General features: G+C 52.0%; 25 protein-coding genes. 12 read left to right on the forward strand and 13 right to left on the reverse strand.

The window, feature by feature from the left end; all coding sequences use genetic code 11:
* Positions 1-82: 82 nt before the first annotated feature.
* The 7 genes from AC0LWM_RS15035 to AC0LWM_RS15065 all read right to left on the reverse strand — a co-directional run bounded on the left by AC0LWM_RS15035 (position 83) and on the right by AC0LWM_RS15065 (position 7727).
* Complete coding sequence (locus AC0LWM_RS15035; protein ID WP_474675776.1) at positions 83-1099, reverse strand: ABC transporter permease; 1017 nt, start codon at positions 1097-1099, stop codon at positions 83-85.
* Positions 1099-2616: a sugar ABC transporter ATP-binding protein gene (locus tag AC0LWM_RS15040; RefSeq protein ID WP_474675777.1), complete on the reverse strand. Its 1518-nt coding sequence runs from the start codon at positions 2614-2616 to the stop codon at positions 1099-1101. Before AC0LWM_RS15040 ends, AC0LWM_RS15035 begins: the two co-directional genes overlap by 1 nt.
* A gap of 144 nt (positions 2617-2760) precedes the next feature.
* A complete protein-coding gene (locus tag AC0LWM_RS15045; RefSeq protein ID WP_474675778.1) occupies positions 2761-3894 on the reverse strand; it encodes a sugar ABC transporter substrate-binding protein in 1134 nt (377 codons plus the stop codon).
* Positions 3895-4119: 225 nt separating this feature from the next.
* On the reverse strand, positions 4120-5910 hold the full coding sequence (pepF, locus tag AC0LWM_RS15050; protein WP_474675779.1) for an oligoendopeptidase F: 1791 nt from the start codon (positions 5908-5910) through the stop codon (positions 4120-4122).
* A gap of 328 nt (positions 5911-6238) precedes the next feature.
* Positions 6239-6418, reverse strand: coding sequence for a hypothetical protein (locus AC0LWM_RS15055; protein WP_474675780.1), 180 nt, complete (start codon positions 6416-6418; stop codon positions 6239-6241).
* Positions 6419-6510: 92 nt separating this feature from the next.
* Complete coding sequence (locus tag AC0LWM_RS15060; RefSeq protein WP_474675781.1) at positions 6511-7197, reverse strand: TerC family protein; 687 nt, start codon at positions 7195-7197, stop codon at positions 6511-6513.
* A 296-nt stretch (positions 7198-7493) separates the two neighbouring features.
* Positions 7494-7727, reverse strand: coding sequence for a hypothetical protein (locus tag AC0LWM_RS15065; protein ID WP_474675938.1), 234 nt, complete (start codon positions 7725-7727; stop codon positions 7494-7496).
* 216 nt (positions 7728-7943) lie between these two features.
* Between AC0LWM_RS15065 and AC0LWM_RS15070 the strand changes: the two genes are divergently transcribed.
* Both AC0LWM_RS15070 and AC0LWM_RS15075 read left to right on the forward strand, forming a co-directional pair.
* Positions 7944-8660, forward strand: coding sequence for a class I SAM-dependent methyltransferase (locus tag AC0LWM_RS15070; protein ID WP_474675782.1), 717 nt, complete (start codon positions 7944-7946; stop codon positions 8658-8660).
* A gap of 88 nt (positions 8661-8748) precedes the next feature.
* Positions 8749-8946, forward strand: coding sequence for a cold shock domain-containing protein (locus tag AC0LWM_RS15075; protein ID WP_474675783.1), 198 nt, complete (start codon positions 8749-8751; stop codon positions 8944-8946).
* A gap of 230 nt (positions 8947-9176) precedes the next feature.
* On the opposite strand, the gene AC0LWM_RS15080 is transcribed toward AC0LWM_RS15075, so the two are convergent.
* On the reverse strand, positions 9177-9824 hold the full coding sequence (locus AC0LWM_RS15080) for a nitroreductase family protein (protein ID WP_474675784.1): 648 nt from the start codon (positions 9822-9824) through the stop codon (positions 9177-9179).
* A gap of 181 nt (positions 9825-10005) precedes the next feature.
* Complete coding sequence (locus tag AC0LWM_RS15085) at positions 10006-11190, reverse strand: MFS transporter (protein ID WP_474675785.1); 1185 nt, start codon at positions 11188-11190, stop codon at positions 10006-10008.
* Between the two features lie 300 nt (positions 11191-11490).
* On the opposite strand from AC0LWM_RS15085, the gene AC0LWM_RS15090 reads away from it, so the two are divergent.
* From AC0LWM_RS15090 to AC0LWM_RS15125, 8 genes are all read left to right on the forward strand, one after another.
* Positions 11491-11808, forward strand: coding sequence for a hypothetical protein (locus AC0LWM_RS15090; protein WP_474675786.1), 318 nt, complete (start codon positions 11491-11493; stop codon positions 11806-11808).
* Positions 11809-11887: 79 nt separating this feature from the next.
* The gene (locus AC0LWM_RS15095; RefSeq protein ID WP_474675787.1) at positions 11888-12502 is read left to right on the forward strand and encodes a hypothetical protein; all 615 of its coding nucleotides are present in this window, start codon (positions 11888-11890) and stop codon (positions 12500-12502) included.
* Positions 12503-12587: 85 nt separating this feature from the next.
* A complete protein-coding gene (locus AC0LWM_RS15100; protein WP_474675939.1) occupies positions 12588-13613 on the forward strand; it encodes a tetraprenyl-beta-curcumene synthase family protein in 1026 nt (341 codons plus the stop codon).
* Positions 13614-13641: 28 nt separating this feature from the next.
* The gene (gene pfkA / locus AC0LWM_RS15105) at positions 13642-14610 is read left to right on the forward strand and encodes a 6-phosphofructokinase (protein ID WP_474675788.1); all 969 of its coding nucleotides are present in this window, start codon (positions 13642-13644) and stop codon (positions 14608-14610) included.
* Positions 14611-14621: 11 nt separating this feature from the next.
* Positions 14622-14828, forward strand: a complete 207-nt coding sequence (locus AC0LWM_RS15110) for a DUF3906 family protein (protein WP_474675789.1) — start codon at positions 14622-14624, stop codon at positions 14826-14828.
* A 163-nt stretch (positions 14829-14991) separates the two neighbouring features.
* A complete protein-coding gene (locus AC0LWM_RS15115; protein ID WP_474675790.1) occupies positions 14992-15522 on the forward strand; it encodes an NADPH-dependent FMN reductase in 531 nt (176 codons plus the stop codon).
* A 285-nt stretch (positions 15523-15807) separates the two neighbouring features.
* Entirely contained in the window at positions 15808-16509 is a 702-nt protein-coding gene (locus AC0LWM_RS15120) for a FadR/GntR family transcriptional regulator (protein ID WP_474675791.1), read from the forward strand.
* Positions 16506-17750 carry a CynX/NimT family MFS transporter gene (locus AC0LWM_RS15125; RefSeq protein WP_474675792.1) on the forward strand — a complete coding sequence of 415 codons (1245 nt, stop codon included), beginning with the start codon at positions 16506-16508 and terminating at the stop codon, positions 17748-17750. The genes AC0LWM_RS15120 and AC0LWM_RS15125 overlap by 4 nt, the downstream gene beginning before the upstream one ends.
* Before the next feature lie 105 nt (positions 17751-17855).
* On the opposite strand, the gene AC0LWM_RS15130 is transcribed toward AC0LWM_RS15125, so the two are convergent.
* On the reverse strand, positions 17856-19034 hold the full coding sequence (locus AC0LWM_RS15130; RefSeq protein ID WP_474675793.1) for a putative glycoside hydrolase: 1179 nt from the start codon (positions 19032-19034) through the stop codon (positions 17856-17858).
* 201 nt (positions 19035-19235) lie between these two features.
* Here AC0LWM_RS15130 and AC0LWM_RS15135 point away from each other — a divergent pair, with 201 nt between their 5' ends.
* Positions 19236-20387 (forward strand): MFS transporter, encoded by a 1152-nt coding sequence (locus AC0LWM_RS15135; RefSeq protein ID WP_474675794.1) that lies wholly within the window; start codon positions 19236-19238, stop codon positions 20385-20387.
* 69 nt (positions 20388-20456) lie between these two features.
* On the opposite strand, the gene AC0LWM_RS15140 is transcribed toward AC0LWM_RS15135, so the two are convergent.
* Together AC0LWM_RS15140 and AC0LWM_RS15145 are read right to left on the reverse strand one after the other, a co-directional pair.
* Complete coding sequence (locus tag AC0LWM_RS15140; RefSeq protein ID WP_474675795.1) at positions 20457-20651, reverse strand: hypothetical protein; 195 nt, start codon at positions 20649-20651, stop codon at positions 20457-20459.
* A gap of 158 nt (positions 20652-20809) precedes the next feature.
* Positions 20810-21634: a YitT family protein gene (locus AC0LWM_RS15145; protein ID WP_474675940.1), complete on the reverse strand. Its 825-nt coding sequence runs from the start codon at positions 21632-21634 to the stop codon at positions 20810-20812.
* A 286-nt stretch (positions 21635-21920) separates the two neighbouring features.
* Here AC0LWM_RS15145 and cshA point away from each other — a divergent pair, with 286 nt between their 5' ends.
* Entirely contained in the window at positions 21921-23498 is a 1578-nt protein-coding gene (gene cshA, locus AC0LWM_RS15150; RefSeq protein WP_474675796.1) for a degradosome RNA helicase CshA, read from the forward strand.
* 70 nt (positions 23499-23568) lie between these two features.
* Here cshA and AC0LWM_RS15155 read toward each other — a convergent pair whose 3' ends face one another.
* Positions 23569-23760: a hypothetical protein gene (locus AC0LWM_RS15155; RefSeq protein ID WP_474675797.1), complete on the reverse strand. Its 192-nt coding sequence runs from the start codon at positions 23758-23760 to the stop codon at positions 23569-23571.
* Between the last annotated feature and the right edge of the window lie 107 nt (positions 23761-23867).

Here is a 23867-nt window from a genome sequence, read left to right on the forward strand (position 1 = left end):
CCGGCCGAGGCGAGAGCAAGAGCTCCAGTCATCGGTTTGAACTGCGGGTTTTCGTATGAACTTGTAAGCTTTCGGATCCGAATTATACTTTCTTCCGGTTCAAGTGCACGAACGTAATCGCCAGTGCCAACACGAGCACAAGGCCTTTGACGATCGAAAACGAATAATAAGGCAGCTTCATCATCGTTAGGCCGTTCAGCAATACCCCGGTCAGCACCGCTCCGAAGAACGTGCCGATGACGTTCGGTTTGCCTGCGCCGAATACGGAGAAGCCGACGAATACGGCGGCGACCGCCTCCATGAGCAGCGGAGCGCCGGCGTCAACTTGTCCCGTGCCGACGCGCGATGCGAATAGAATACCGGCGAAGGCGGCGAACAAGCCGGACAAGATGTAAGCGATCATCCGCACCCGCTTGACCTTCAAGCCGGATAAGCGGGCGGCTTCCTCGTTGCCGCCGGTAATGTACATTTGCCGACCCCAGCGCGTATATTTCAGGAACACATGGACGCCCGCAACGGCGATGACCATGAGCAGCACCGGAACCGGAATGCCCGGCCAAGCGCCTTCGCCGAACCAGTCTTTGCCGATCGAGCCTTGCCCGATCCACAGAAAGCCTTCGCTAATAACGCCTGGGGCTGTGGAGCCGTCTTCCATCGGCATATTGTCGTAGACCGAATACCCTTTGGTGTATGTCCGCTGCACGCCATCGATAATGTACATGACGGCGAGCGTCGACAGCAAATCGGGGATCCGTACTTTCACGATCAGGAACGCGTTAATCAGTCCGATCACCGCGCCGATCGCAAGCGAAACCGGGATAACGACATACAGCGGCTGTTGATACCATACCATTAGCGATGCCGAAACGACCGTCGAGAGCGAGACCGTCGAGCCAACGGAAAGGTCGAAGCCGTCAACGATCAAGGAGAACGTGACGCCAATGGCGACAAACGTTACGATCGAAATCGAGCGGAGGATGTCCGCCATATTGCCATACGTAAAGAAATATTCGAATCGCAGCGAAAAAAACGCAATGACCGCTAAAATGATCAAGATGGCCCCATAGCGGAATGAAAATTCCAAAGATTTTTCTTTCATCATACAACCTCCTGCCCAGCGCTGGCGTAATACAATAGTTGGTCCTGCGTCACTTCGCCGCGAGCGAATTCCTTCACGAGCTGCCCGTCGCACATGACATAAATCCGGTCGGCAATGCCCATAATTTCCGCAAACTCACAGGAAAAATAAACGATGCCTTTTCCTTGCTGCGCAAGCTGGCCGATAATGTGGAAAATATCGCTTTTGGCGCCGATATCGACGCCTTTGGTCGGCTCATCGAACAAAAAGACGTCCGCTTGCGTGGACAGCCATTTGCCGATGGCGACCTTCTGCTGGTTGCCGCCGCTCAAATAACCGACAAGCTGTTGAATGGACGGCGTCTTCACGCCAAGCTTCTCGACCTGTTCCCGGGCGAGCTCCGACTCCTGCTTGCGCCGCAAAAATCCGAGCGCGCCGCTTAGCCGCTTCAGGCTAGGCAAGCTCATATTGCTGCGCACCGATTCACCGACGAGAATGCCCTGCTTGCGCCGTTCCTCCGGCACGAGCACGATGCCCGCCTCGACGGCGTCGGAAGGCTCGCGCAGCTTGAGCGCCTTGCCGCGCAGCTTGATCGCACCCGCATCAAGCGGGTCGGCGGCGAACAGCAGGCGCGACAGCTCGGTTTTGCCCGCGCCGACGAGTCCAACGACGCCGACGATCTCGCCGCTGCGCACCTGAAGCGATACGCCGCGCACTTTGCCGCCGCGCTTTAACCCGTCCGCTTCCAGCAGCATTTCGCCCGCCTTGACGACCGTCTTCGGGAACTCGTCCTCGAAGCTTCGGCCGAGCATATGGAAGATGACGTCTTGGCTGTCCGTTTCGCCGCTCGGCTTCGTCATCACGTGCTTGCCGTCGCGCATGACCGTGATCCGGTCGCACATCCGGAATACTTCCGGCAGACGGTGGGAGATGAAGATGGAGCCGACGCCGGTCCGTTTCAACCGTTCCATCACGCGGAACAGCCGCTCGGTTTCCTCCAAGCTAAGCGGAGCCGTCGGCTCGTCGAAAATAATAAATTTCGCCTGCTGCGCCAGCGCCCGGGCGATCAAGACGAGCTGCTTCTCCGAGAGCGTCAGGTCAGCCGACTTTTTGCGCACCGGGATGACGGCATCCAGCTGCTGCAGCACTTGCTCGGCTTCCTTGTATAAGGCGCCCCAGCCGATCCACTGCTTCCCGCCGTCGGCAGACAGCCGGTCGAGCATAATGTTCTCGGCTACGCTCAACTGCGGGATCAGAGCGGTGTCAACCTCCTGATAAACGCATTGAATGCCGTGCATTTTCGCATCGGCGGGGGAGGAGACCGGCAGCGCCGCGCCGTTTAATGTGATCGTGCCTTCGTCCGGCGTATACGCGCCCGACAATATTTTCATCAGCGTGCTTTTCCCGGCTCCGTTAGCGCCGAGAAGGGCGTGTATTTCGCCGCCGCGCACCGAATAATCGACGACGGTAAGCGCCGCCACGCCGGCGAACGACTTGGAAATCCCGCGCATTTCCAGCAAATTCTCACGTTCAGACATCGGGTTCGCACCTCTTTTTTCGGATCGGAATTTGGGTATCGTTTACAAAGAAATCCCATCAGCCGCGGCGACATGGGATCGAGAGCTCGTCCAGTCGCCGGCAGGCCAATGGGGTTTCTTGGTTACTGCATCGTGTACATCATCTTATTTACCGCCGTTTGCTTCCAGTTCTTTCAGCCAATCCGTGTAGCCTTGCTCGCTTTTGCCCCAGCCTTCAACATATTTGTCGAGATCGGCCAGCGTAACTTTGGCGTCTTTCGGCAGTGCGTCACGCAGAACGAGGGAAGGCTTCAGAACAACAGTGTCTTCCGTTTGATCGCCATGGAATTTTTGGTACAGGTAGCGTACCTGCACGCGTCCGATGTCCTTCGGATCGACGGCAGCGGAGCCTACCCATGGGCTGTTTTCGCTTTGGATCAGCTGCAAGTCCTCGTCGCTCATGTCGATGCCGTATACTTTGATTTCGGTACGACCGGCTTGTTGGATCGCTTTGACCGCGCCTTTGGCGAATTCATCCCATGTTGCCCATACGGCGCTGATGTCGCCCTTATTCGGATATTGCTTCAGGATCGCTTCCATTTGAGATTGCGAATCGAGTGCCGGCTTGTCGGCCGTACCGAACGCGGCGATTTCTTTAATGTCCGGATATTTCGCTTGGAACGCTTTGTACGATTCTTGTCTTCTTTCCATCGGAGCAAAGCCGGCAACCCATACTTTAACGATGTTGCCTTTGCCGCCGATATCTTTGGCGAGTTGCTCCAGCGTCATGTCGGCCAACTGACGGTCGTCCTGCTGAAGCAGCGTCACGCCGGGAACTTTGATGTCTGCGTCGAACACAACAACCGGGATTTTCGCTTCGGCCGCTTTTTTCACGCCGGCTTCCAGCGCTTTCGGTTGGCCGTGGTCGATCAGAATGCCGTCGAATCTTTGGTTGACGGCAGCATCCAGGTTGGATGCCATTTTGGCGAGGTCGCCATCGGAAGCGAATACCGTCACTTCGCCGCCGAGTTTTTCGGCTTGTTCTTTGACGCCGGCGATGTATTGCGCGGAAAACGTGCCGATGTTAAACTGCATCACCAGCGCGATTTTTTTGCCGCTAAGCGAGTTGTCCGCTTGTTTGTCGCCTTGCGTCTGTTCGTTGGTTTGTTCGGTTTGCTTATTGTCTTCGCCCGCAGCGGACTTGTCCTCCGCCGGTTTGGAACCGCAAGCGGTGAACAGGATCGCCACGACGATCAGTAGACTTAGAATAAGTGCCGATTTGTTGCGAGATGCGTTCATTGTTCGTCCTCCTTGACGTAAATCTCTTGGTGCAGCAGTTATTCTCAACATGAGCAATAATAACTTCTTTTGTCAAGCTGTGCAACAAGAATTTACATTATGTAAAGTTTGATATAGACACACTATAAGGGGTAATACCAAGTAAGTCAATAGGAATTTAATAAAATAAAAAACAAGCCTCGCCATATCGGAATGGGAGGCTTGCCAAAAGCGCTGCTTATTCGGTTATTTCGTCAGCTGCTCCATTTGCTCGATCAGTTCGGCAAATACGGCCATCGCTTGACGGATCGGCTCCGGCGAAGACATGTCGACCCCGGCGCGTTTCAGGATATTGATCGAATAGTCGCTGCCCCCGCTTTTCAGGAAGCCGAGGTAACGGTCGACCGCAGGAGCGCCTTCGTCGAGAATTTGCTTTGCAAAGCTGGTCGCGGCGGAGAAGCCGGTCGCGTATTTGAACACATAGAAGCTGGTGTAGAAGTGGGGGATGCGCGCCCATTCCAGCTCGATGTCCTTATCGACGACCATATCTTCGCCGTAATATTTCAGATTCAAGTCATAGTAGATTTTCGAATATTCCTGCGGCGTCAGCGACTCGCCGGCTTCCGATCGGTCGTGGACGATTTTCTCGAATTCGGCGAACATCGTTTGCCGGAACACGGTCGTCCGGAACTGGTCGGCGTAATAGGTGAGCAGGTACATTTTTTCCTTCGGATCGGTCGACTTCTTCAGCATATAGTCCATTAGAAGCGCTTCGTTCAGCGTCGAGGCGACTTCGGCCAGGAATATCGTATATTGCGCGTCGCGATACTCGAGGTTGTTGTCCGAGTAGTAGGAATGAAGCGCATGGCCCATTTCGTGAGCGAGCGTGAACATGCTGTTCAAGTTGTCCTTATGGTTGAGCAGCACGTAAGGATGCGTGCCATACGCGCCCCAGCTGTAGGCTCCGCTTCGTTTGCCTTCGTTCTCGTAGACGTCGATCCAGCCGTCGTCATACCCCGATTGCAGCGCCTGAACGTAATCATCTCCGAGCGGCTTCAAGCTTTCTTTGACCGTTTGCTGCGCTTGCTCGTACGTGATGTTCATATCGAATTGCTCCACAAGCGGTGCGAACAAGTCGTACATATGCAGCTCGTCGACCTTGAGCAGTTTTTTGCGCAGGTTCATGTAACGGTACATTAACGGCAAATGTTCGTGGATCGTATCGATCAGGTTCGTATACACTTCCTTCGGAATGTTGTCGCCGAACAGCGACATTTCCAATACGGAAGGGTATTTACGGGCTTTGGCGTAGAACATGTTTTTGGCCACGTTGGCGCTGAGCGTAGCTGCAATCGTATTTTTCTGCTTGCCGTAAGTCGCATACATCGTTTCGAAGGCGTTTTTGCGGACTTCGCGATTTTTGCTCTCTAGGAACTGGATGTACCGGCCATGGGTCAGCTCGGCTTCTTCGCCGTTCTCGTCCTTAATCTTAGGAAATTTCATGTCCGCATTGTTCAGCATGCCGTAAATCGTGCTAGGCGCCTGCGACAAATTGCCGACCTGGGCCATGAGCGCTTCTTCCGCTTTCGACAGGACGTGCGGTTTTTGCCGTTTCATTTCTTTCAGCGTCCGTTTGAAAGGGGCGAGCAATGGGTTGGAGATGAAGGTGTCCAGCTGTTCGGCGGATAAATTCAAAATCTCCGGCGTAATGAAAGAGGTCGCTTCGTTCGCTTCCACGCTGAGCTTCTTCGACTTTTCGGACAACGATTGGTATGTAGGTTCCGCCATGTCCTCATGATGGCGCATATTGGCGTAGACGTATAGGCGTTCCGTATGTAAGGAAATGCTCTCATCAAGATCCAAACAGTTTTTCAACTGCTGCGGATCGTTCAGCTTGCCTTGGAATGCGGCGATTTGCTTCAATTGATCCTTTACTTCGGCGTATTCCTTGTCCCATGCCTGCTGATCGGCGAACAAATCCTCCAGCTTCCAGCGGTGCTCTACGGGCGTTTCCGAACGTTTCGGTACGTGATTCATGGAATCCCTCCTGATTAAATGAGATGGTTTTTGTTGCGATTGTGCGGAGATCGATGGTGCCAAGCAAAGCGTAACAAGACATACGGTCAATATCGCGGACATTTTTCTCACGGGCAACAACTCCTGGACGCAGGAATAATGTCCCTTAGTATGACCATGGCCGTCTCTTCTTATCATAGCAGAAAGTAATCGTTCAGCGAAGCTGAAGCTTATATTTCTAGAAAGCTTCAGGTTCGGGCGGTTTTCGCTGACAAAGCAAAGAGCGCCTAAAAGGCGCTCTCCTAATCATTCGTTCGGATGCTTTCCTATGCGTTACCGAACGGGATATTCACTTGCCCATCTGCAGCAGGCTGTAAACGATCATAAAAAACGCAAAAGCGACGAGAACGAGCGTTACGATCGCCATCCCGCGACGCAATGACGGCGGTACCGTATCCCGTTTCATAATTAAGATGGCCGCCAGCGAAAATGCGACGATAATGAAAGCGACAATTGCGCCGGTATCCATAAATCAGCACCCCTACAAATATGAAGTCGTATGTCGCCGTATACCTTCGGCAGAAACCGGCATAATTCCTTCTTTTCCGTTAGTGAAGCGATTTATTCCTGGCGTTCCGATACGGCTGCAGCCTGCGATTTTATGTTCTTCACGAGACCGACAATCACGACGGCGACGACGAGGAGGGCGATCACGCTCCATTTCAAGACGCTGTGCGAAACGAAATAGTCTTTCAAGAAAGGCTCGTCTACGATCATTTTCCCGGCTGTGAATGCGAGCACTCCGGAACCGACATAAATAATGACGGGAAAACGTTCGATCAGCTTCAGAATGACGGTGCTTCCCCACACGACGATCGGCACGCTGATCAACAGGCCGATAATAACGAGCAGCGGGCTGCCGTGCGAAGCGCCGGCGACGGCGATGACATTGTCTAGGCCCATGACGGCGTCGGCGATAATGATTGTCCGTATCGCTGCCCATAAGCTTGTTCCCGCTTTGACATCTTCGTGATCCTTCTTCTCCGTAAGCAGCTTGTAAGCGATCCAGATCAGCATGATCCCGCCCGCAAGTAGCAGTCCCGGGATCTTGAGCAGCCATACGACAAGCAGCGTTGCGATTGCCCGGATGATGACGGCACCTGCGGAGCCCCAAATAATTACTTTCTTCTGCATGCTTTTCGGCAAGTTCCGTGCCGCCAACCCGATCACGATCGCATTGTCGCCGGCCAGCACCAGGTCAATGACCACGATGCTGAATAAAGCAGTTAACATTTCAATCCAGTTCATTCGTTCGCGACTCCTCTCCAAATTTTGTGCAAATAAAAAACGCCTCTGCCGCTGCGACATCGCTTCGGTAAAGGCGCTCTAAATATAAATAGACCTTTACCGCGCATTGGTAAAGGTCTTGCTAACAACGGTTTACGTTGCCAATAAAGCCGGGGACGAATCCCGGATTGACGACTTTATTGTACAGCTACTCCCCTTCAGAGAACATATTCTATTGTCTTCATTATAGTTGCGCCATGGCCGCAGGTCAAGCCAACAGACGAGCAATTTTTTCGAAAACGGGAAACGCCGGGGCGCTACACTTGCTGAAACGCCTCCATAATTTGCTCCCATTCCTGCTCTCGGCCGGCATACTCTTCTTTAGGGAAACGCCGGTTCACCCAATGCATCATTTCCGGACGGCTCAGGAACGTATGGCATTCCTCGCCCCATTGATCGGAAATTTCGCGCAATACCAATGTTTTGCCCTGCACTTCAACTGTCATCATATTCCATTTGTCGGTTTTATAAATCTGGTGCTTCTTGAACACCTTTTCCATTTGGTATTCTCCTCTGCATTCATTTCGCCGATGATCCTCGGTTGCATTATTACTTTACCATGGCGGCGATGTTTTTACCAATTTTGAATTGATGGCGAAGGGATTGCCGGATTGCGGGCTCCGTGATACAATCCCGAATAACCGCTGGAAAAAGGCGGTATAAGATGAGGTTAGCGAAGTTGAGCCGAGACGAGGAGAGATGAGAAGATGGATAAACGAGGGTATGAGCAAATCGGCGTAGCGGTGACATGCCGTTCGTATGCCGAATATGAGCGGATGTTCGCTTTGAATGAAGCGAGCATGGGCAGGGGACCGATTCTGGACGTAGCCGGAGGAGCGGCTTCGTTCACGGGCGAGGCGTTCCGCAGAGGGTATGATGCTTATGCGGTCGACCCGCAATATGCTTCGGAGGCTTTTGAGCTTCGGGTTAAAGGTTTGAAGGAAATTGAAGTATCCACCGCCAAGCTTGAAGGGTTGAAGGACCGGTTTGACTGGACTTATTACGGAGACTTGTCCCGTCATAGAGCCGGCAGGGAGAAGTCGCTCGAGTTATTTATCGAACATAAAAGCGCAGACGAAGATAAGGGCTCTCCTAGACGCTATGTCCCGGGAGTGCTGCCGCAGCTGCCGTTTCCGGACGGGACTTTTGGTCTTGTATTGTGCAGCCATTTCTTGTTTCTATACGAGGACCAGTTCGATTATGATTTCCATTTGCGCGCCATACGTGAGCTAATGCGGGTTTGCCGGCCCGGCGGAGAGATCAGAATTTATCCGCTAAGCTCGTTGCGTTGGGAGCCGTACTCCTGGCTGGAGGAGCTTATGGAGCAACTTCGAGTGTCGGGCGCAGAGATCGAGCAATTGACAAGCGAGCTTCCATTTATACCAGGTTCGTCCACGCTGCTGCGCATTGGTATTCCCGAATAACTAACAAAATCCGGTTGATTTTGGCTGGAAATGCAGGTATAATGAGGATACTCGCCATAGATGGCGATATATTTAGGAGGTTGTTCATTTGAAAGGTACTGTAAAATGGTTCAATGCAGAAAAAGGCTATGGATTCATTCAAGTTGAAAATGGCAACGACGTATTCGTACATTTCTCCGCAATTCAAGGCGAAGGCTTCAAAACTTTGGACGAAGGTCAAGCGGTAGAGTTTGAAATCGTTCAAGGAAACCGCGGCCCACAAGCTGCTAACGTGACGAAATTATAAGATATTTCATTAGATACAGCATTATAAGTCTTAAGACGCAATGAACTGTATCGCTTAAAACAACTTCAGCTGATCCACGGATGCGCATCTCAAGCTTCGTTATGAAGTTTTATATATAGGTGGTGTCGTGGCAATTCAAGCGCAGCTCTCGCCAGAGGGCTGCTTTTCTTATTATATAGACAAAAAAACCGCCGGAGCAGATTGGCTTCAGCGGTTTTATTGCGCTTATGCTAGTTTACGATACGCAAAATTTCGTCGACTTCCTTGCGCGGCAATTTGCCCGGTATTTCGGCAGGATGTCCAAGGGAAATGACCATGTTGACCTGACGGTCGTCTTCAATTTCCAGGAACTGCTTCAACTGATGCTCGGCGAGCAGCACCGGACCGGTCATCGGACAAGTCGCCAGCCCTTTTGCATGAGCGGCCAGCATGAGATTTTGCGAGGCAAGGCAACTGCTCTTGATGCCTTCTTCGCGCCATACATCGTCGTTAACAAGTGCGATCGGGTCGAAAATTCGCTCGCGGAACTTCGAGTTGTACGGCGTAGCCAGACAAATGATGAGCACCGGGGCGTTCGAGAATGCCGTTGCGTAGGGTCCGAACGACTTGACGAGCAAGCGGCCTTCTTTGCTCAGGCCTTTGGCTTCCGCTTCCTGCGCGCGGAGATGAAGCTGCTCCCAAGTCATCTCTTCGATTTTTTTGATCATTTCGCGGTTCGTGACCGCAATAAATTCCCACGTCTGCGAGTTCGTGTCGCTCGGCGCATAACGCGCGCAGTCGATAATATCTTTAATGTCTTGGGTGGAAACGTCTTGTTCCGTAAATTTGCGTACGCTTCGACGCTCATGAATCACTTGCTTCAATTGTTCAAAATCCATATGATCTCGTCCTCTTATTCGTATGGTTTCTTTGCCCTCGTCTTAGGGGCTGCTACTAAAAGGTCATTCTAATTATATACTGGAATCGGAAAAAAGCAACGCAAATGAAGTTGAAAACATGCGATACAAGCCAGCCATAAGTGTGTTTCCCGTAGTTCAGCGAGTACGGCTAGCCTATCCGTCACATGCCAAGCGTCGTATCCTCCTTCGATTTACCCCATAGCTGAGCGGCGAAAAAGCCGACGAATCCGATGAGTGCGAGAATCATCGCGCATCTGTACAAGGCGACGGTCCCCCACGATTGCAGCAGAGCGCCGCCGATCGTACCGCTTAGCAGTCCTGCAATGCCGGACCATACGACCGTATAGACGGCTTGACCGGTTGCCCGGTATTCGTCCGGGATAAGCAGCTGCAGGAAACGCAGCGACGTGAAGAAGTAAATCCCGAACGAGACGCTGTGCATCGTCTGGATCGCGATGACCCAGCCGGGATCGGAAACGACGCTGACAAGCAGGAAGCGAATGGCGTACATGAGACTCGCAACGGCAAGCAGCGGCAGTTCCTTGAACTTGTGCCCGTATTTGCTCAAGAAGAAAAACACCGGGATTTCGCTAACCGCCGACGCCATCCAGGACCAGCCGATGATTTCGTCGCCGGCGCCCATCTGGCGCAAGCTTAATGCGAGAAAACCTTCGTTCATCCGATGGGCGACGGAAACGATCAATATCCCTATCAAAAACCAGATAAACTTGCGTTGTCCGATGATTTTAAAAATATTGGAAAATTCCATTTTGCGATAGCTGCCCTGTTGGTCCTTCAGCGTAAATGAAAACAACAAGGAAACGGAAATGGTACATAAGCAAAGCACAACGGCGTGCTGCGCGACCTGTCCTTTCAGCACCATGCCGAAAAACAAGGCCGATGCGGCAAAGCCTAGCGAGCCAAAAACGCGTATCGAAGCGTAGCTTTTGCCGCTTTTACTGACGGTGAGCAGCGTTAAGCTGTCCGTGAGCGGATTGACAGGAGTCTGAAAAAAATAAAACAGGCTCATCGCGGCGATCACGCCGTACAGGCTGTTCGTATAGCCGACGGCGACCAGCGCCACGATCTGGCCGATCAGAATCGTGATGAGCATCCGTTTGATCGTGTGGAAACGGTCGCTTGCAATTCCCCAGATCAAGTTGGAAGCAATGGAAACGAACGGTCCGATCGAATATAAGATGCCGATTTCAACCTTCGAGTAACCTTGATAGTCGAAGTAAAGCGGGAAATAGGAGACGACAATGGCCATCGTCGTAAAAATCGAAAACGAAAATGCACGCAATAAATGGTGCTGCGATGAAGGAACACTATCGCTGTCTGACATCTGAAAGCCTCCCTGACGGCAGTGCATTGCCGTTAATTGTTGAACGATAAAAAACGCAAGTCCGGTAAAGCATTAACGTGAAGGAACGGTTTTCTAGACAGTATAACACGGCTATCATCGGCGGGTAAGCCTTTACGATAGGTTCGGCTATGCGGAAGCCGCTTTTTTAAGTTTGTAATCCCTTACATAATGAAACGATCTAGCATAACGTCAATCGAAGTGGTACAGTAACAATAATAACGTTTCACGGATCATGCCGACGGCATTTATCGCTGTCGGGGAGAGATTGGGGAGAAGGTTATGGAGAAATACGAGTTTGTGCTCGACGAACGGTTGGGCATTATGCTTCCGCAACTGGAACTGGACTGGGAGCATTACAGCGAGACGGAGCGCGCGCAAATCTTATACGAATGGGAGCAAATCCGCGGAAGAATCCCGTCACGCATTTTTGAGCTGGAACGGATCATTAACGAGAAACAGGCTCAATTGAACGTGGAGCCGCGGTTTGATATATCGTGCAGGTTGAATTGGGAGATTGCCGACTTGGCGAGCTGCATTAACGACTTGCATCTCTGGTACAGAGCCAATCAGCATGCCGAAGCGAAGCTGCATCAATAGACGGTGCGAGAACGTTTTCGCTTTTATGCCCAAAATATTTTATAATAATCAGAAATGTTTTCGTTAGGAGGAAGCGGCGATGATTGAAACGATCGCGCGGCGGCTCAGCCAAAGAAGCCCGCTGCAATCGCTGGCGCCTGTGCGAATATGGGACGAAGTTTTGGACGCCGAAATCCGGGCCATAGATCCCGAGCGGCTGACGGCGGATCCGCTGCGCAAGAGCGGCGGGCTGCATTATGCGCAGGCCGTCAAGTCAGGGCTGCATCTATGGAACGACAGCCTTGACCGGTCCCATGATCTGTCGCAGGAAATCGACAATGAAACGGGCAGCTATTGGCACGGCTTAATGCACCGTATGGAAAAGGATTATGGCAATGCGAAATATTGGTTCCGGCTAGTCGGCGTCCATCCGATATTCGAGACGTTGTCCGGTCAGGTGTCACGATGGATATCGGACAACGAACCGCTTATGGGATCGGGTGCGAACAAGGTGAAGACGACCTTGCTTCAAGCCGCGGAACAGCCGCAGTGGAATCCGTATTTATTCGTCGACGCGGTCCAGCAGCAGACGGCCGGGTATGGAACGGAGCTGACGGAAGCCGCCTTGTTACATATCCAGCGGATCGAAATGATGTTATTATTACAGTTCAGCTATAAGCGAAGCAGTGGAGGCGCAATTGTTGAAGCAGGATGAGCAGCAACGCAGTCCCGGCTTAATCCGGGGCGACAGACAGGATGAATATCGCCGCCGTCTCGTCCCTAAAGGGCCCATCAAGCTCATGTACCGGGTATACAAATATGTGCTGCCCGAAGTGCGAACCGAGCTTGCGAAATGGCGGCGGTTGGCTGAGACAATGCCCGATCCTGAACTGAAGAAGCAGGCGATCGCCAGCATGACGGACAAGAAGTTCCATTGCCAAGGCGGCGCCGTGTACGCAGCGGCGAATTTGCCGCAAAGGCATGTATTGATTCCGCTGATCGTTGCGTTCCAGACGATTAGCGATTACTTGGACAACTTATGCGACCGCAGCACATCGCTCGATGCCGACGACTTCCGTCTGCTGCATCAATCGATGCTCGATGCGGTTAATCCCGGTTCGCCGGTGCGGGATTATTACGCGCTTCGGAGCGAACGCGAGGACGGCGGGTATTTGCCCGAACTGGTGCGGACGTGCCAGTCGTGCATTGCGAAGCTCCCGTCTTATCCGCTCGTAAGGCAGCATGTTGCGGAACTTGTCGGATTGTACGCGGATTTGCAGGTGTACAAACATATTCGGCACGATCATCGCGAGCCGGCGCTGTTAGGCTGGTGGGAAGAGCACCGCGCGAATTACCCGAACATCGAATGGAACGAATTCGCGGCGGCTACAGGTTCCACGCTGGGCGTATTCATGCTGTTTCTGGCTGCGACCGACCCCGGACTGGACATGCGTTCATCGGATTATATCCGCAAGGCCTACTTTCCGCACGTATGCGGGCTTCATATTTTGCTCGATTATTTAATCGACCAGGCGGAGGATCGCCTTGGCGGCGATTTGAATTTTTGCAACTATTACGAGAGCGGCGAAGTGGCCGCCGATCGGATCGGGTATATCGTTGAGCGGGCGCGCGAGGATGTCGCCGGCTTGGCGGACGCCCGCTTTCACCGGATGATTATCGAAGGCCTGATCGCTTTGTATTTGTCCGATCCGAAAATCAGGGATCAGCACGATGTACGAATGACCTCGGAACGAATTATGCGCGATAGCCCGATGATGCGAATATTTTTCCGGTTAAACAGCATCTGGGTCCGCAAATTGAAATAAGAGCTCACAATTTTGGGGAGGAAATGTCATGTCACAAGTAAAATCGATTGCGGTATTAACAAGCGGAGGCGATTCGCAAGGGATGAACGCGGCCGTTCGCGCCGTCGTACGCAGTGCCCTGTTCCACGGGCTGGAAGTATACGGGATTCAACGCGGGTATTACGGGCTGCTGAACGACGATATTCGTCCGATGGACTTGCGCAGCGTCGGCGATATTATTCAACGCGGCGGCACTGTTCTGCAAACGGCTCGTTGCAAGGAGTTCCTGACGCTGGAAGGGCAGCAGCGCGGCGCGGAAATTTTGCGCAAACGCGGTATCGACGGCCTTGTCGTCATCGGCGGCGACGGCTCTTACCAAGGTGCCCACAAATTGTCGCAGCAGGGCATCAAAACGATGGGGCTCCCAGGGACGATCGACAACGACATTCCGTTTACCGATTTTACGATCGGCTTCGATACGGCGGTCAGCATCGTTGTTGACGCCATCAATAAGCTTCGCGATACGATGACTTCCCACGAGCGCGTTTCGATCGTGGAAGTTATGGGCCGTCATTGCGGCGATATTGCGCTGTATGCGGGTCTTGCAAGCGGCGCGGAAACGATTCTCGTGCCGGAAGTGCCTTATGACTTGGATGAAGTGGCGAAGCGGATGCAGGAAAACTTCGAGCACGGCAAACGCCACAGCATTATCGTCGTAGCCGAAGGAGTCGGCAAGGGCGAAGATATTGCAGCCAAGCTGTCCGAATCTAGCGGCATCGAGCCGCGCGTAACCGTTCTCGGCCACATTCAGCGCGGAGGAACCCCGACTCATAACGACCGGGTGCTCGCCAGCCGACTGGGCGATTTTGCGGTGCGTCAGCTGATGAACGGCATTTCCGGCAAGTCGTGCGGCATGATTCGCGGCGAGCTAGTGGCAACCGATATCGAAACCGTCGTGAAGAGCAAGAAGCAGTTCAATATGGAGCTGTACGAATTGGCACTGCGGTTGTCCCAATAGGAGGCATAGCGATGTTTCTATATAAAATCGAAATCGAGCTCGAAGGTCAATTGGCTTATTTGATCGTCCTGGCCGACTCCGACGAAAAGGCGTTCAGCTACGTCGAATCGCAAGTCGTGCGCCATTATGTGGCGAACCCGGAAGTGAAGCAGGTTAGCCTCGTGGAGAAGAAGCGAGTGGAGAAGGGTTCGGGTTATTTTATCGAAGCTAGGCAATAACGATCAGGGGCCGGTATCGGTCATTCCATCGTGACGACTCGTAAAGGCGATTTTTCGAATGCGGCAGGGTGCCGGGTTCGAAAATCGTCTTTTTTGCGCATTGACTTAACAGATATCGGAAACTAAAATGTATATAAACAACATGGCAAAGGAAGGAGACAACATGAAAATCGCAATAATCGCCGGCAGCAACCGGAAGGAATCGACGAGCACGAAGTTGTGCCGGTATATTCGGACGATTGCGGAGCAGCACGGGCACGAAGTGGCATTGATCGATCTGAATGCGACGCCTTTGCCGCTCTATTCGCCGGACGACGATTCAACCGACAGCAACGTTCAATTATTGAAGGACTCGACAAAAAGCGCCGACGCGATTGTTTTAAGCTCTCCCGAGTATCACGGGAGCGTTTCCGGCGTGCTGAAAAACGCAATCGATTATTTAGGCTTCGAGCAATTTGACGGCAAAGCGGTATTGTCGGTCAGCTCGACAGGCGGTGCGGTCGGCGTTAGCACGCTGCAGCAGCTGCAGACGATCGTGCGCAACGTTCATGGCATCAATTGTCCGGAGTGGATTTCAATCGGCGGGGATAACCGCAAATTTGCGGATAACGGCGAACCGGAGAGCGAGAACATCCGGGCGAGGGTTCACCGGACGGTTGATTATTTCTTGAAGCTGGCAGCGACACTTCGGTAACAGGCGAATATCGCAAAATATTTCATTGGATAGGGACGATGCGGGATTGACCGCATCGTTCTTTTTACCATAATAGAATTTATAAGTTTTCCGCAGATAACGCAGTGTCCTATATTCTATTTGGCAAGAAAAGCTTCTTCTTACGCAGGGTCATTCATCGTGGAATGGCTCCGAACAGGAGCTTTTTTTATTTTCTCATTCAATATTGGACTTTGAATTGACACTAGCGGGATCGAAGCCTATAATTCAAAAGAACCAATCATCCGATGTTTGGAGGTATACGAATTGAATCTGCAAAAAACAACCCGAACGACGCTTGTCGAGCAGGTTGCCATACAAATCCAATCGTTGATCGAGTCCGGGAAGTGGCCTGTCGGCACCCGCATTCCGCCTGAGCCGGAGCTTGCCTCCATTCTTGGCGTAAGCCGGAACACGATTCGGGAAGCCGTTCGGGCGATGGTGCACGCCGGACTTCTGTCCACGAAGCAAGGAGACGGAACTTACGTATGCTCTTCAAGTGCCCTTGGCGTTGTGCTTCAGCGAAGAATCCGACAGTCGAGCGTGCTCGAAACGCTGGAATTGCGTCACGCACTGGAGCAAAAGGCGGCCCAGTTAGCGGCAAACCGGCGTACGGAAAAGGATATGGAGGCGATGCTCCGCCATCTTCGTGACTGCGACAACGCTGCGGAGCGGTTGGACTATGAAGCTTATGAAGCGGAGGATATCCGGCTGCATCAGGCGATTGTAGAAGCGACGCACAACAGCATTTTCATTGAGCTGTACGAGCATATGACGGAAGCCGTGCAGATGTCGATCAATTGCCAAGTCAGCATCATGAAAAAAATGGCCGACCATCGCAAGGCGCATCGCGACGTCGTAGAGGCCATCATCGAACGGAATGAGACGAAAGCGATGGCTGCCGTTCATGAATATATCGAAAGATCCAAGCAAGATCTGGAGGACAAGAGAGAGGACGATCCATCATGAAATTGCAACAGCGACCACAGCACGGCGAATCGCTATCCGCCTTGCCTTCCTTTTCGCGTGCCCTTCCCTGGATGGCGGTGCTCGGCATCCTTTTCGTCGGGGCGATTCTTCGGGCACCGCTCACTTCCGTCGGACCGCTTATCGGCACGATTCGCGAGCAGCTGCACATTTCGAACACGCTCGCCGGCATGATCACAACGCTGCCGCTTCTGGCTTTTGCCGTATTTTCGCCTTTTGCGCCGAAGCTCGCAAGGCGTTTCGGCGTCGAAAAGACGGTGATGGCCGCCATGGTCGCCTTAACCGCCGGCATCATCGTACGTTCATTGGCCGGCGAATGGACCTTGTTTGCCGGAACGGCGATGATTGGACTCGCGATCGCCGCATGCAATGTACTGCTGCCGAGTTTGATCAAACGTGAATACCCGGAGAAAATGGGAACGATGACAGGCGTATATTCCGTATCGATGAATCTATGCGGAGCGATCGCTTCGGGGATCAGCTTCCCGATCGCTTCCGGTTTAGGCCTAGGCTGGCAAGGGGCGCTTAGCGTATGGGCGGTTTTGAGCCTCGTGTCGATGTTGATGTGGCTCCCTAGAGTGCGATATCAGCATGATCGAACCGCAACGGTAAAAGCGAATGCGTCGAGTTCGTCGGCAAGTTCAAAGACAAGCCTATGGCGTTCGCCGCTTGCTTGGATGGTTACTTTATTTATGGGCAGCCAGTCGATCGTGTTTTATGTCGTGATCGCCTGGTTCCCGGAAATGGCCGGCGAACAAGGGATCGGCTCCGATTCAGCCGGCTGGATGCTGACATTCATGCAGCTCTCCGTTCTGCCTTTTACGTTTATTGTTCCTGTATTGGCGGGACGTATGTCAAGTCAACGGCCGCTTGTCGTGCTGGCGGCTTCCATGCTCTTTATCGGCGCACTCGGCCTATTCTACGGCAACGCGGACTATTATATGATCTCGGTTATTTTGCTTGGTATCGGGTCGGGCGCTTCGTTCAGTTTGGCGATGATGTTCTTCGGCCTTCGAACCAGAACGCCGGCGGAAGCTGCGGAATTGTCCGGCATGGCTCAATCCGTCGGTTATACGCTTGCCGCCGTCGGGCCGACGTTATTCGGATTTTTGCACGATATGACTTCCGGCTGGTCCGCGCCGACTCTTATTTTAGTCGTTGTGACAGCGTTGATCTTTATCTTTGGACTTGTTGCAGGAAGCAATCGGCAGATCGGAGCTTAACCCTATACAACGAAATAAACGAAGAAGACCATTCGCAAAGGCAGAACCTGCCTGGAATGGTCTTTTTGCTTATGAAGGAATTATGAGTCCACGTCCACTAAATGCTTAGTAGTCAACGCCCGGCGAGTAGCGGTTGCCAGCGTTCCACAACAGGAATTCCTCAACGCCGTTCGCTTTTAATGCGCGAATTTGCTCTTCGACCTCATGTTTGCCGTATTTGATATAATTTCCTTTGCCAAGCCAGCTTGCGGTAAAATCTTGAATCCAAGGCCGAATGATCGGCTTGAGCTCCCCGATCGGGTCCAGCTTCTTATGGGTGTCGATCATGGAACCGTTGATCGTTTGGTAAGGCGCTTTATCCGGCGCTTTGGAGCCGTACCAGCCTGTAGTGTAATGGCTCGGGTATACCATCGGGCTGATGACGTCGACGTTCTGCGATATTTTCACGAAATCTTGGCCGATTCCTTCCGCGGCAGGAACGGCTGCGGCATATCCGAAGATGTCGACGGAAACACGCGCGCCAAGAGAGGTCAGCTGTTCCCTGGCGTATTTTACGAATTCCGAAACGACGTCGACGCGGCTTTCCTTCGTTTTGTAGAACTTCAGTGTGTCGGCCTTCTTCTCGAACCCTTCCGGGAAACGGACGTAGTCGAATTGAATTTCTTTGAAACCGAGCTTGATCGCTTCTTTGGCAACCTCGATATTATAATCCCAAACTTCTTTTTTGTATGGATTGACGAAGCTGTCTTTTTTGCCGTTCGCCCAGACCGTGCCGTCCGGTTTGATGAAAGAAAGCTCAGGCTGCTTCTTCGCTAGCAGCGTATCTTTGAAAACGACGATGCGGGCGATGGGATAAACTTGATGCTCCTTCAAGGTTTCCATCAGCTTGTGAATGTCTTTGATAAAAGGTTTCGGAGACCCCAGCTTCTTAAGCACCGGGTTGTCCGTCGGATATGTAATGTACCCGACATCGTCTTTTATGTCGATGACCATCGAATTTAGCTCGGTGTCGTCTAGCAGCTTCAGCAGCTCGGGCAGCTTTGCGCCTCCGGCGCTGTACGCGGTTGAATAAATACCCTTGATGACGGGAGCGTCCTTCTGCGGATCGACCTTTACACCAGGCGTGATACTGCCGGTCTGGCCAGGATTCGTCGTTTGGGTTGCCGACTTGTATTCGACGGATGCCTGCAGCAGCTGCTCCAAGGAGACGTCGGAATTGCCGGAATGTCCGTGTCCGGATATGCTGCCCCAAATCAACATCATGGCTGCGATTAAAATGTCCATATGTTCTTCTCCCCGTTATTCATATCTATATCATTATATCGGAATCGGCGTGGCGGAGACAGAGGTATTTTGTAGGAATAAACGGGGTTTTGTCCCGGGGTGTCGGATTTTGTCGGATACCCCTCTTCTCAATTGCCCGCGATTGCGTTAGGATAGGCTAGAGACTAATAGAAAACATAGAATAGGAACGTGCGGCCGCATATGAATAACCAACTGATCTCCTTGCGCGGAATGAATTTTTCATATTATGCGTTAAACGCTGTCATTATGCCGTTTTTGCCGCTGTACTTTGCAAATCGGGGTTACACGTCGGTCGAGATCGCGCTGATGACGAATATCGGCCCTTTTGTGGCGATGTTCGCCCAGCCGATGTGGGGCATCATCAGCGATCGGCTCAATACGGTGAAACATATCATCGTTTTCCTATGGATATCCACCGTGCTTGCGAGTATCGGGTTGTTTTTTACGGGCGGATTTCATGCCGCGTTCTTGTTTACACTGCTGCTGAACTTTTTCTTCGTTCCTTCTTCCCCTCTCGTCGATACGATGACGATCCATTCTTCGAACAAGGCGGGCGTTTCCTACGGTTCGATCCGTTTGTGGGGGTCCATCGGCTTTTCTTCCGTCGCTGTAGGGGCCGGGTCACTCATTGCCGCCGTCGGCGGGATCGGCAATTTGCATTATATTTATTTAAGCCTGTGGGTCGTTCCGTTTCTATTCTTGTTCGCCTTGAAGGACGACCGGGAGGCGAAGCAGCGGATTACAATCAAGGCGGTCGGGCAGCTGCTCGGCAACCGCAAATATTTGACGTTCCTGTTCATGTTCTGCATTCTGATGATGCCGCATCGAATGCACGACAGCTTGTTCGGGCTGTACATTAAAAATCTCGGTGCCACCGATACGATGGTCGGTTTGTCATGGACGCTCGCCGCAATCGGCGAAATACCGGTTTTTGCTTGGCTTGGCCGCAATATTCGCCGGTTCAACGAGCTGTCGCTGCTAGCGTTCGTCGCGCTCATTTATGCCGTCCGTTGGGTCGCATACGGCATCGTGCAGGATCCGTGGGCGCTTGTCATCATGCAGTTGTCCGCGGCGATGACGTTCGGCGTCGCTTGGATCGCTGCGATCAACTATACGGTCAGACTCGTGCCGGAGGAGCTGCGATCAACCGGGCTATCCGTGTTCTCCGCCGTTTTCGTCGGTCTGGCCGGCATCGCGGGCAGCACTCTTGGCGGTTGGGTACGCGATGAATGGGGCGGAGCGGCGATGTACAACGGCGCGGCGATCTTTGCTTTGGCCGGTGCAGCGATGTTGTTTGCGGCGTATGTGGCGGAGCGGCGGAGAACCGTATAAACTTGTTATCCGTAACAAAAAAGCCCATCCCGACCGACTTGCGGCCTGAGATGGGCTTTTACGCAAAGCTTAATGCAGCAAGGATCCTTTCTGGTGCTCATAGATGCTGTACTGGAAAATTTCCATCGCGTCCTCGGGCTCGAGAATGTCAAAGCCATCCCGCAGCACGATCGTAGAGTCCAGTTCATCCTGCTTTAAGAAAGCATACATTTCGGGAATCAATTTCATCACAATTCTGGACAACTTCACGGTTTCCATTTCCACAGTAATCACCCTTCCAATCGAAATTTGTATTGCGATTAGAAAAAGCAGCACTTCCGTGAGAATGCGGTATGCGGGCAAACCAGAACTATATGAAATTTCAAGGTGTTTCAAGAACTAAGTATAGCACACTTACTACTAAAAATATATGTAGCGATACCCTATTTCAGCCGTTGAAATTTGCCGATGACCGCAACCGTAGGGACAATATTGACGAACGCCTGCGGGTCGAGCTCCCGAATGATTTTTCCAAGCTCGGCGAGCTCGTACCGGGTTGCTACGGTCATAAGCATTTCTCGTTCCGTCAGGCTAAACGCTCCGCGGGTTTGGATGATAGTGACGCCGCGCGGCAGCTTCATCAACCGCTCGGCAATGGCCGAAGAGTGGTTCGTGATGATGAAGGCGGTAATTTTGAAATGCCGGATATGGATCGTATCAAGCACTTTGGTCGTGATGAAGATCGACAGCATCGAATATAAGGCCGGATCCCAATTGCTCTTAACGTAGCCGAGTGCCAAAATAACGATCCCGTTTAATGCGAGAAGAGCGGTGCCGAGCGGAAAATCCCGTTCTCTGGCGATGATCGATGCAACGATGTCGAAGCCTCCGGAAGAGCCCCCGGCCCGAAGCGCCAATCCGGTGCCGATTCCGATCAATACGCCTCCGAATATCGAAGCGAGCAGCGGGGAGGACGTGACCCGAGGCGCCGGCAATATTTGCATGAACCAGGTCGTAACGATGACGGCCGTGATGCTCATGGCAATAAACCGATGGCCCAGGACGAAAAAACCCCAAACAAGTATCGGCACATTGGCGATCAAATACAGGACGCTAATATTCCAGCCGAACAAATAGCCGATAATCATGGCGATGCCGGAAACGCCTCCGCTTAACAGCTCATGAGGGATCAAGAATAAATTAAAGCCTACTGCGATAAAAATTGCGCCAAGCACAACGATCGAATAGCCGACAATCGTTTTCAAAATCATCACCTCCAAGCTTATTATTCTCAAAATCGTGAAAATGATTTGAAAATTTTCTGAAAATCGAACTGGAAAAGGTCACGTTCCATGTGCTATAATAGATTGGATATTCTTAAGTAGGGAGTATTTTCCAAAGGGAAAATGCTTTTTTCTTGTAATGGATCGTTAATAACGGAAAATCCGTTGAAACAATATGCGGTTAATGGGACACGATAAACATAAGAATCGCTACTTAAGGGTACATATATTTGCAAGGGGATTGACCCTTGGAGAAGGAGCTTGAACCATATTGAAAACATTTAGCGAATTCGGTTTGGAACCGAAAGTTCTTCAAGCAATTACGGAGCTTGGATTCGAAGAATCGACGCCTATTCAAGAAAAAGCGATTCCGATCGCATTGACTGGTAAAGACTTAATCGGGCAAGCGCAAACAGGAACTGGGAAAACGGCGGCATTCGGCATTCCGCTGATTAACAAAATTCCGGTAACCGAAGAAAAAATCGTTGCGCTCGTTATGACCCCGACCCGCGAACTGGCCATTCAGGTTGCTGACGAAATCGGCAAATTGACCCGTTTCAAAGGCATTCGCACCCTTCCAATTTACGGTGGACAAGATATTGTGCGGCAAATTCGCGCTCTGAAGAAAAAACCTCAAGTCATTATCGGAACGCCAGGCCGTTTGCTCGACCACATCAATCGTAAAACAATCAAGCTGGAAGATGTTCAAACCGTCATTCTTGATGAAGCGGATGAAATGCTGGACATGGGCTTCATGGAGGACATCCAATCGATCCTTAGCCTCGTTCCGGAAGATCGCCAAACGATGCTGTTCTCGGCGACGATGCCACCGAACATTCAAAAGCTGGCTCAACAATTTCTGACCAATCCGGAGCACGTTTCGGTAATCCCGAAACAAGTAAGCGCCCCTCTTATCGCTCAATCGTATATTGAAGTACATGAACGTCAAAAATTCGATGCCTTAAGCCGTTTGATCGATATGGAATCGCCGGAGCTGGCTATTGTATTCGGACGTACGAAACGTCGTGTCGACGAGTTGGCAGAAGCATTGCAGAAACGCGGGTATTCCGCCGACGGCCTTCATGGCGACCTTAGCCAGAACCAACGCGACACCGTTATGCGCAAATTCCGCGACGGCAGTCTTGACGTGCTTGTAGCAACAGACGTTGCGGCACGCGGTTTGGATGTTTCCGGCGTCTCCCACGTTATCAACTTTGACTTGCCGCAAGATCCGGAGAGTTATGTACACCGTATCGGCCGTACCGGCCGCGCAGGCAAGGAAGGAACGGCATGGACGTTCGTTACGCCTCGCGAGATCGACCATCTGCATTTTATCGAGAAGGTCACGCGTCATCGCATTGCTCGCAAGCCATTGCCTAGCTTGGCTGAAGCGATTGAAGGCAAACAAAAAATGATTGCCGAGCGTCTGATCGAAGTGATTCAGAACGATGACTTCCAAGAATACAAAGGCATCTCCATCCAGCTGCTGGAGCAATACGACTCCGTACACCTCGTTGCGGCAGCATTAAAATTGCTCACGGGCGAGAAAAAAGACGTCAATGTCGAGCTTACGCCTGAGGATCCGATCCGCATGAAAAAACGGAGACCTGACGTTCGCAGCTCCGGCAGAAAATTTTCCGGACCGTTCGGTTCCGGCACGGCTAGCGTAAAATCGGGGGGCGGAAGCCGGTACGGCAACCGCAATAGCGGTTCCGGCGGCGGCCGCGGTTATTCCCGCGATCGCGACGGCGGAAGCCGTGACAGCTACAGCCGCGACCGCAATTACGGCGAAGGCAAACCAAGAACGGATCGCAAGCCGAAGCGTCCCGAAGATTTTGTCAATATTTAAGATGAGAAAGAAAAAAGACGAAGATTCTACTCTTCGTCTTTTTTACCATAATTGTTCTAAGTTTTCTGCTTTAGCAGAAGCAGCGGCTAATGATGACAAGCAGGATGAACAATACGAGGATGGTTCCGACGTCGCTCCAGCAGAAATTTCCGTGCGGCGGAAAGCTTGGAACGCTCGACACGAACACCGGCGGTTGATTGCTCAGCGGACCTATGTTCGGTCCAACGTTCAGCGGTCCCAAGTTCATGTTGCTGTAATTCATGAAAAAGCCTCCTTCACGATATAGGGATATTTGGCGGATGACAATATATCCTATGCGAATAGGTCCTTGCCGTTTAGACCAACACCTATGCGAAACAAAATTAGGCA

The organism is Paenibacillus sp. sgz302148 (assembly GCF_056120465.1).

What these genes read in the sequence shown, in the direction of transcription:
- AC0LWM_RS15035 (WP_474675776.1), bottom strand. Translation starts at nt 1,099, where the DNA reads ATGAAAGAAAAATCTTTGGAATTTTCATTCCGCTATGGGGCCATCTTG.
- AC0LWM_RS15040 (WP_474675777.1), bottom strand. Translation starts at nt 2,616, where the DNA reads ATGTCTGAACGTGAGAATTTGCTGGAAATGCGCGGGATTTCCAAGTCG.
- AC0LWM_RS15045 (WP_474675778.1), bottom strand. Translation starts at nt 3,894, where the DNA reads ATGAACGCATCTCGCAACAAATCGGCACTTATTCTAAGTCTACTGATC.
- pepF (WP_474675779.1), bottom strand. Translation starts at nt 5,910, where the DNA reads ATGAATCACGTACCGAAACGTTCGGAAACGCCCGTAGAGCACCGCTGG.
- AC0LWM_RS15055 (WP_474675780.1), bottom strand. Translation starts at nt 6,418, where the DNA reads ATGGATACCGGCGCAATTGTCGCTTTCATTATCGTCGCATTTTCGCTG.
- AC0LWM_RS15060 (WP_474675781.1), bottom strand. Translation starts at nt 7,197, where the DNA reads ATGAACTGGATTGAAATGTTAACTGCTTTATTCAGCATCGTGGTCATT.
- AC0LWM_RS15070 (WP_474675782.1), top strand. Translation starts at nt 7,944, where the DNA reads ATGGATAAACGAGGGTATGAGCAAATCGGCGTAGCGGTGACATGCCGT.
- AC0LWM_RS15080 (WP_474675784.1), bottom strand. Translation starts at nt 9,824, where the DNA reads ATGGATTTTGAACAATTGAAGCAAGTGATTCATGAGCGTCGAAGCGTA.
- AC0LWM_RS15085 (WP_474675785.1), bottom strand. Translation starts at nt 11,190, where the DNA reads ATGTCAGACAGCGATAGTGTTCCTTCATCGCAGCACCATTTATTGCGT.
- AC0LWM_RS15090 (WP_474675786.1), top strand. Translation starts at nt 11,491, where the DNA reads ATGGAGAAATACGAGTTTGTGCTCGACGAACGGTTGGGCATTATGCTT.
- AC0LWM_RS15095 (WP_474675787.1), top strand. Translation starts at nt 11,888, where the DNA reads ATGATTGAAACGATCGCGCGGCGGCTCAGCCAAAGAAGCCCGCTGCAA.
- AC0LWM_RS15100 (WP_474675939.1), top strand. Translation starts at nt 12,588, where the DNA reads ATGTACCGGGTATACAAATATGTGCTGCCCGAAGTGCGAACCGAGCTT.
- pfkA (WP_474675788.1), top strand. Translation starts at nt 13,642, where the DNA reads ATGTCACAAGTAAAATCGATTGCGGTATTAACAAGCGGAGGCGATTCG.
- AC0LWM_RS15110 (WP_474675789.1), top strand. Translation starts at nt 14,622, where the DNA reads ATGTTTCTATATAAAATCGAAATCGAGCTCGAAGGTCAATTGGCTTAT.
- AC0LWM_RS15115 (WP_474675790.1), top strand. Translation starts at nt 14,992, where the DNA reads ATGAAAATCGCAATAATCGCCGGCAGCAACCGGAAGGAATCGACGAGC.
- AC0LWM_RS15125 (WP_474675792.1), top strand. Translation starts at nt 16,506, where the DNA reads ATGAAATTGCAACAGCGACCACAGCACGGCGAATCGCTATCCGCCTTG.
- AC0LWM_RS15130 (WP_474675793.1), bottom strand. Translation starts at nt 19,034, where the DNA reads ATGGACATTTTAATCGCAGCCATGATGTTGATTTGGGGCAGCATATCC.
- AC0LWM_RS15135 (WP_474675794.1), top strand. Translation starts at nt 19,236, where the DNA reads ATGAATAACCAACTGATCTCCTTGCGCGGAATGAATTTTTCATATTAT.
- AC0LWM_RS15155 (WP_474675797.1), bottom strand. Translation starts at nt 23,760, where the DNA reads ATGAATTACAGCAACATGAACTTGGGACCGCTGAACGTTGGACCGAAC.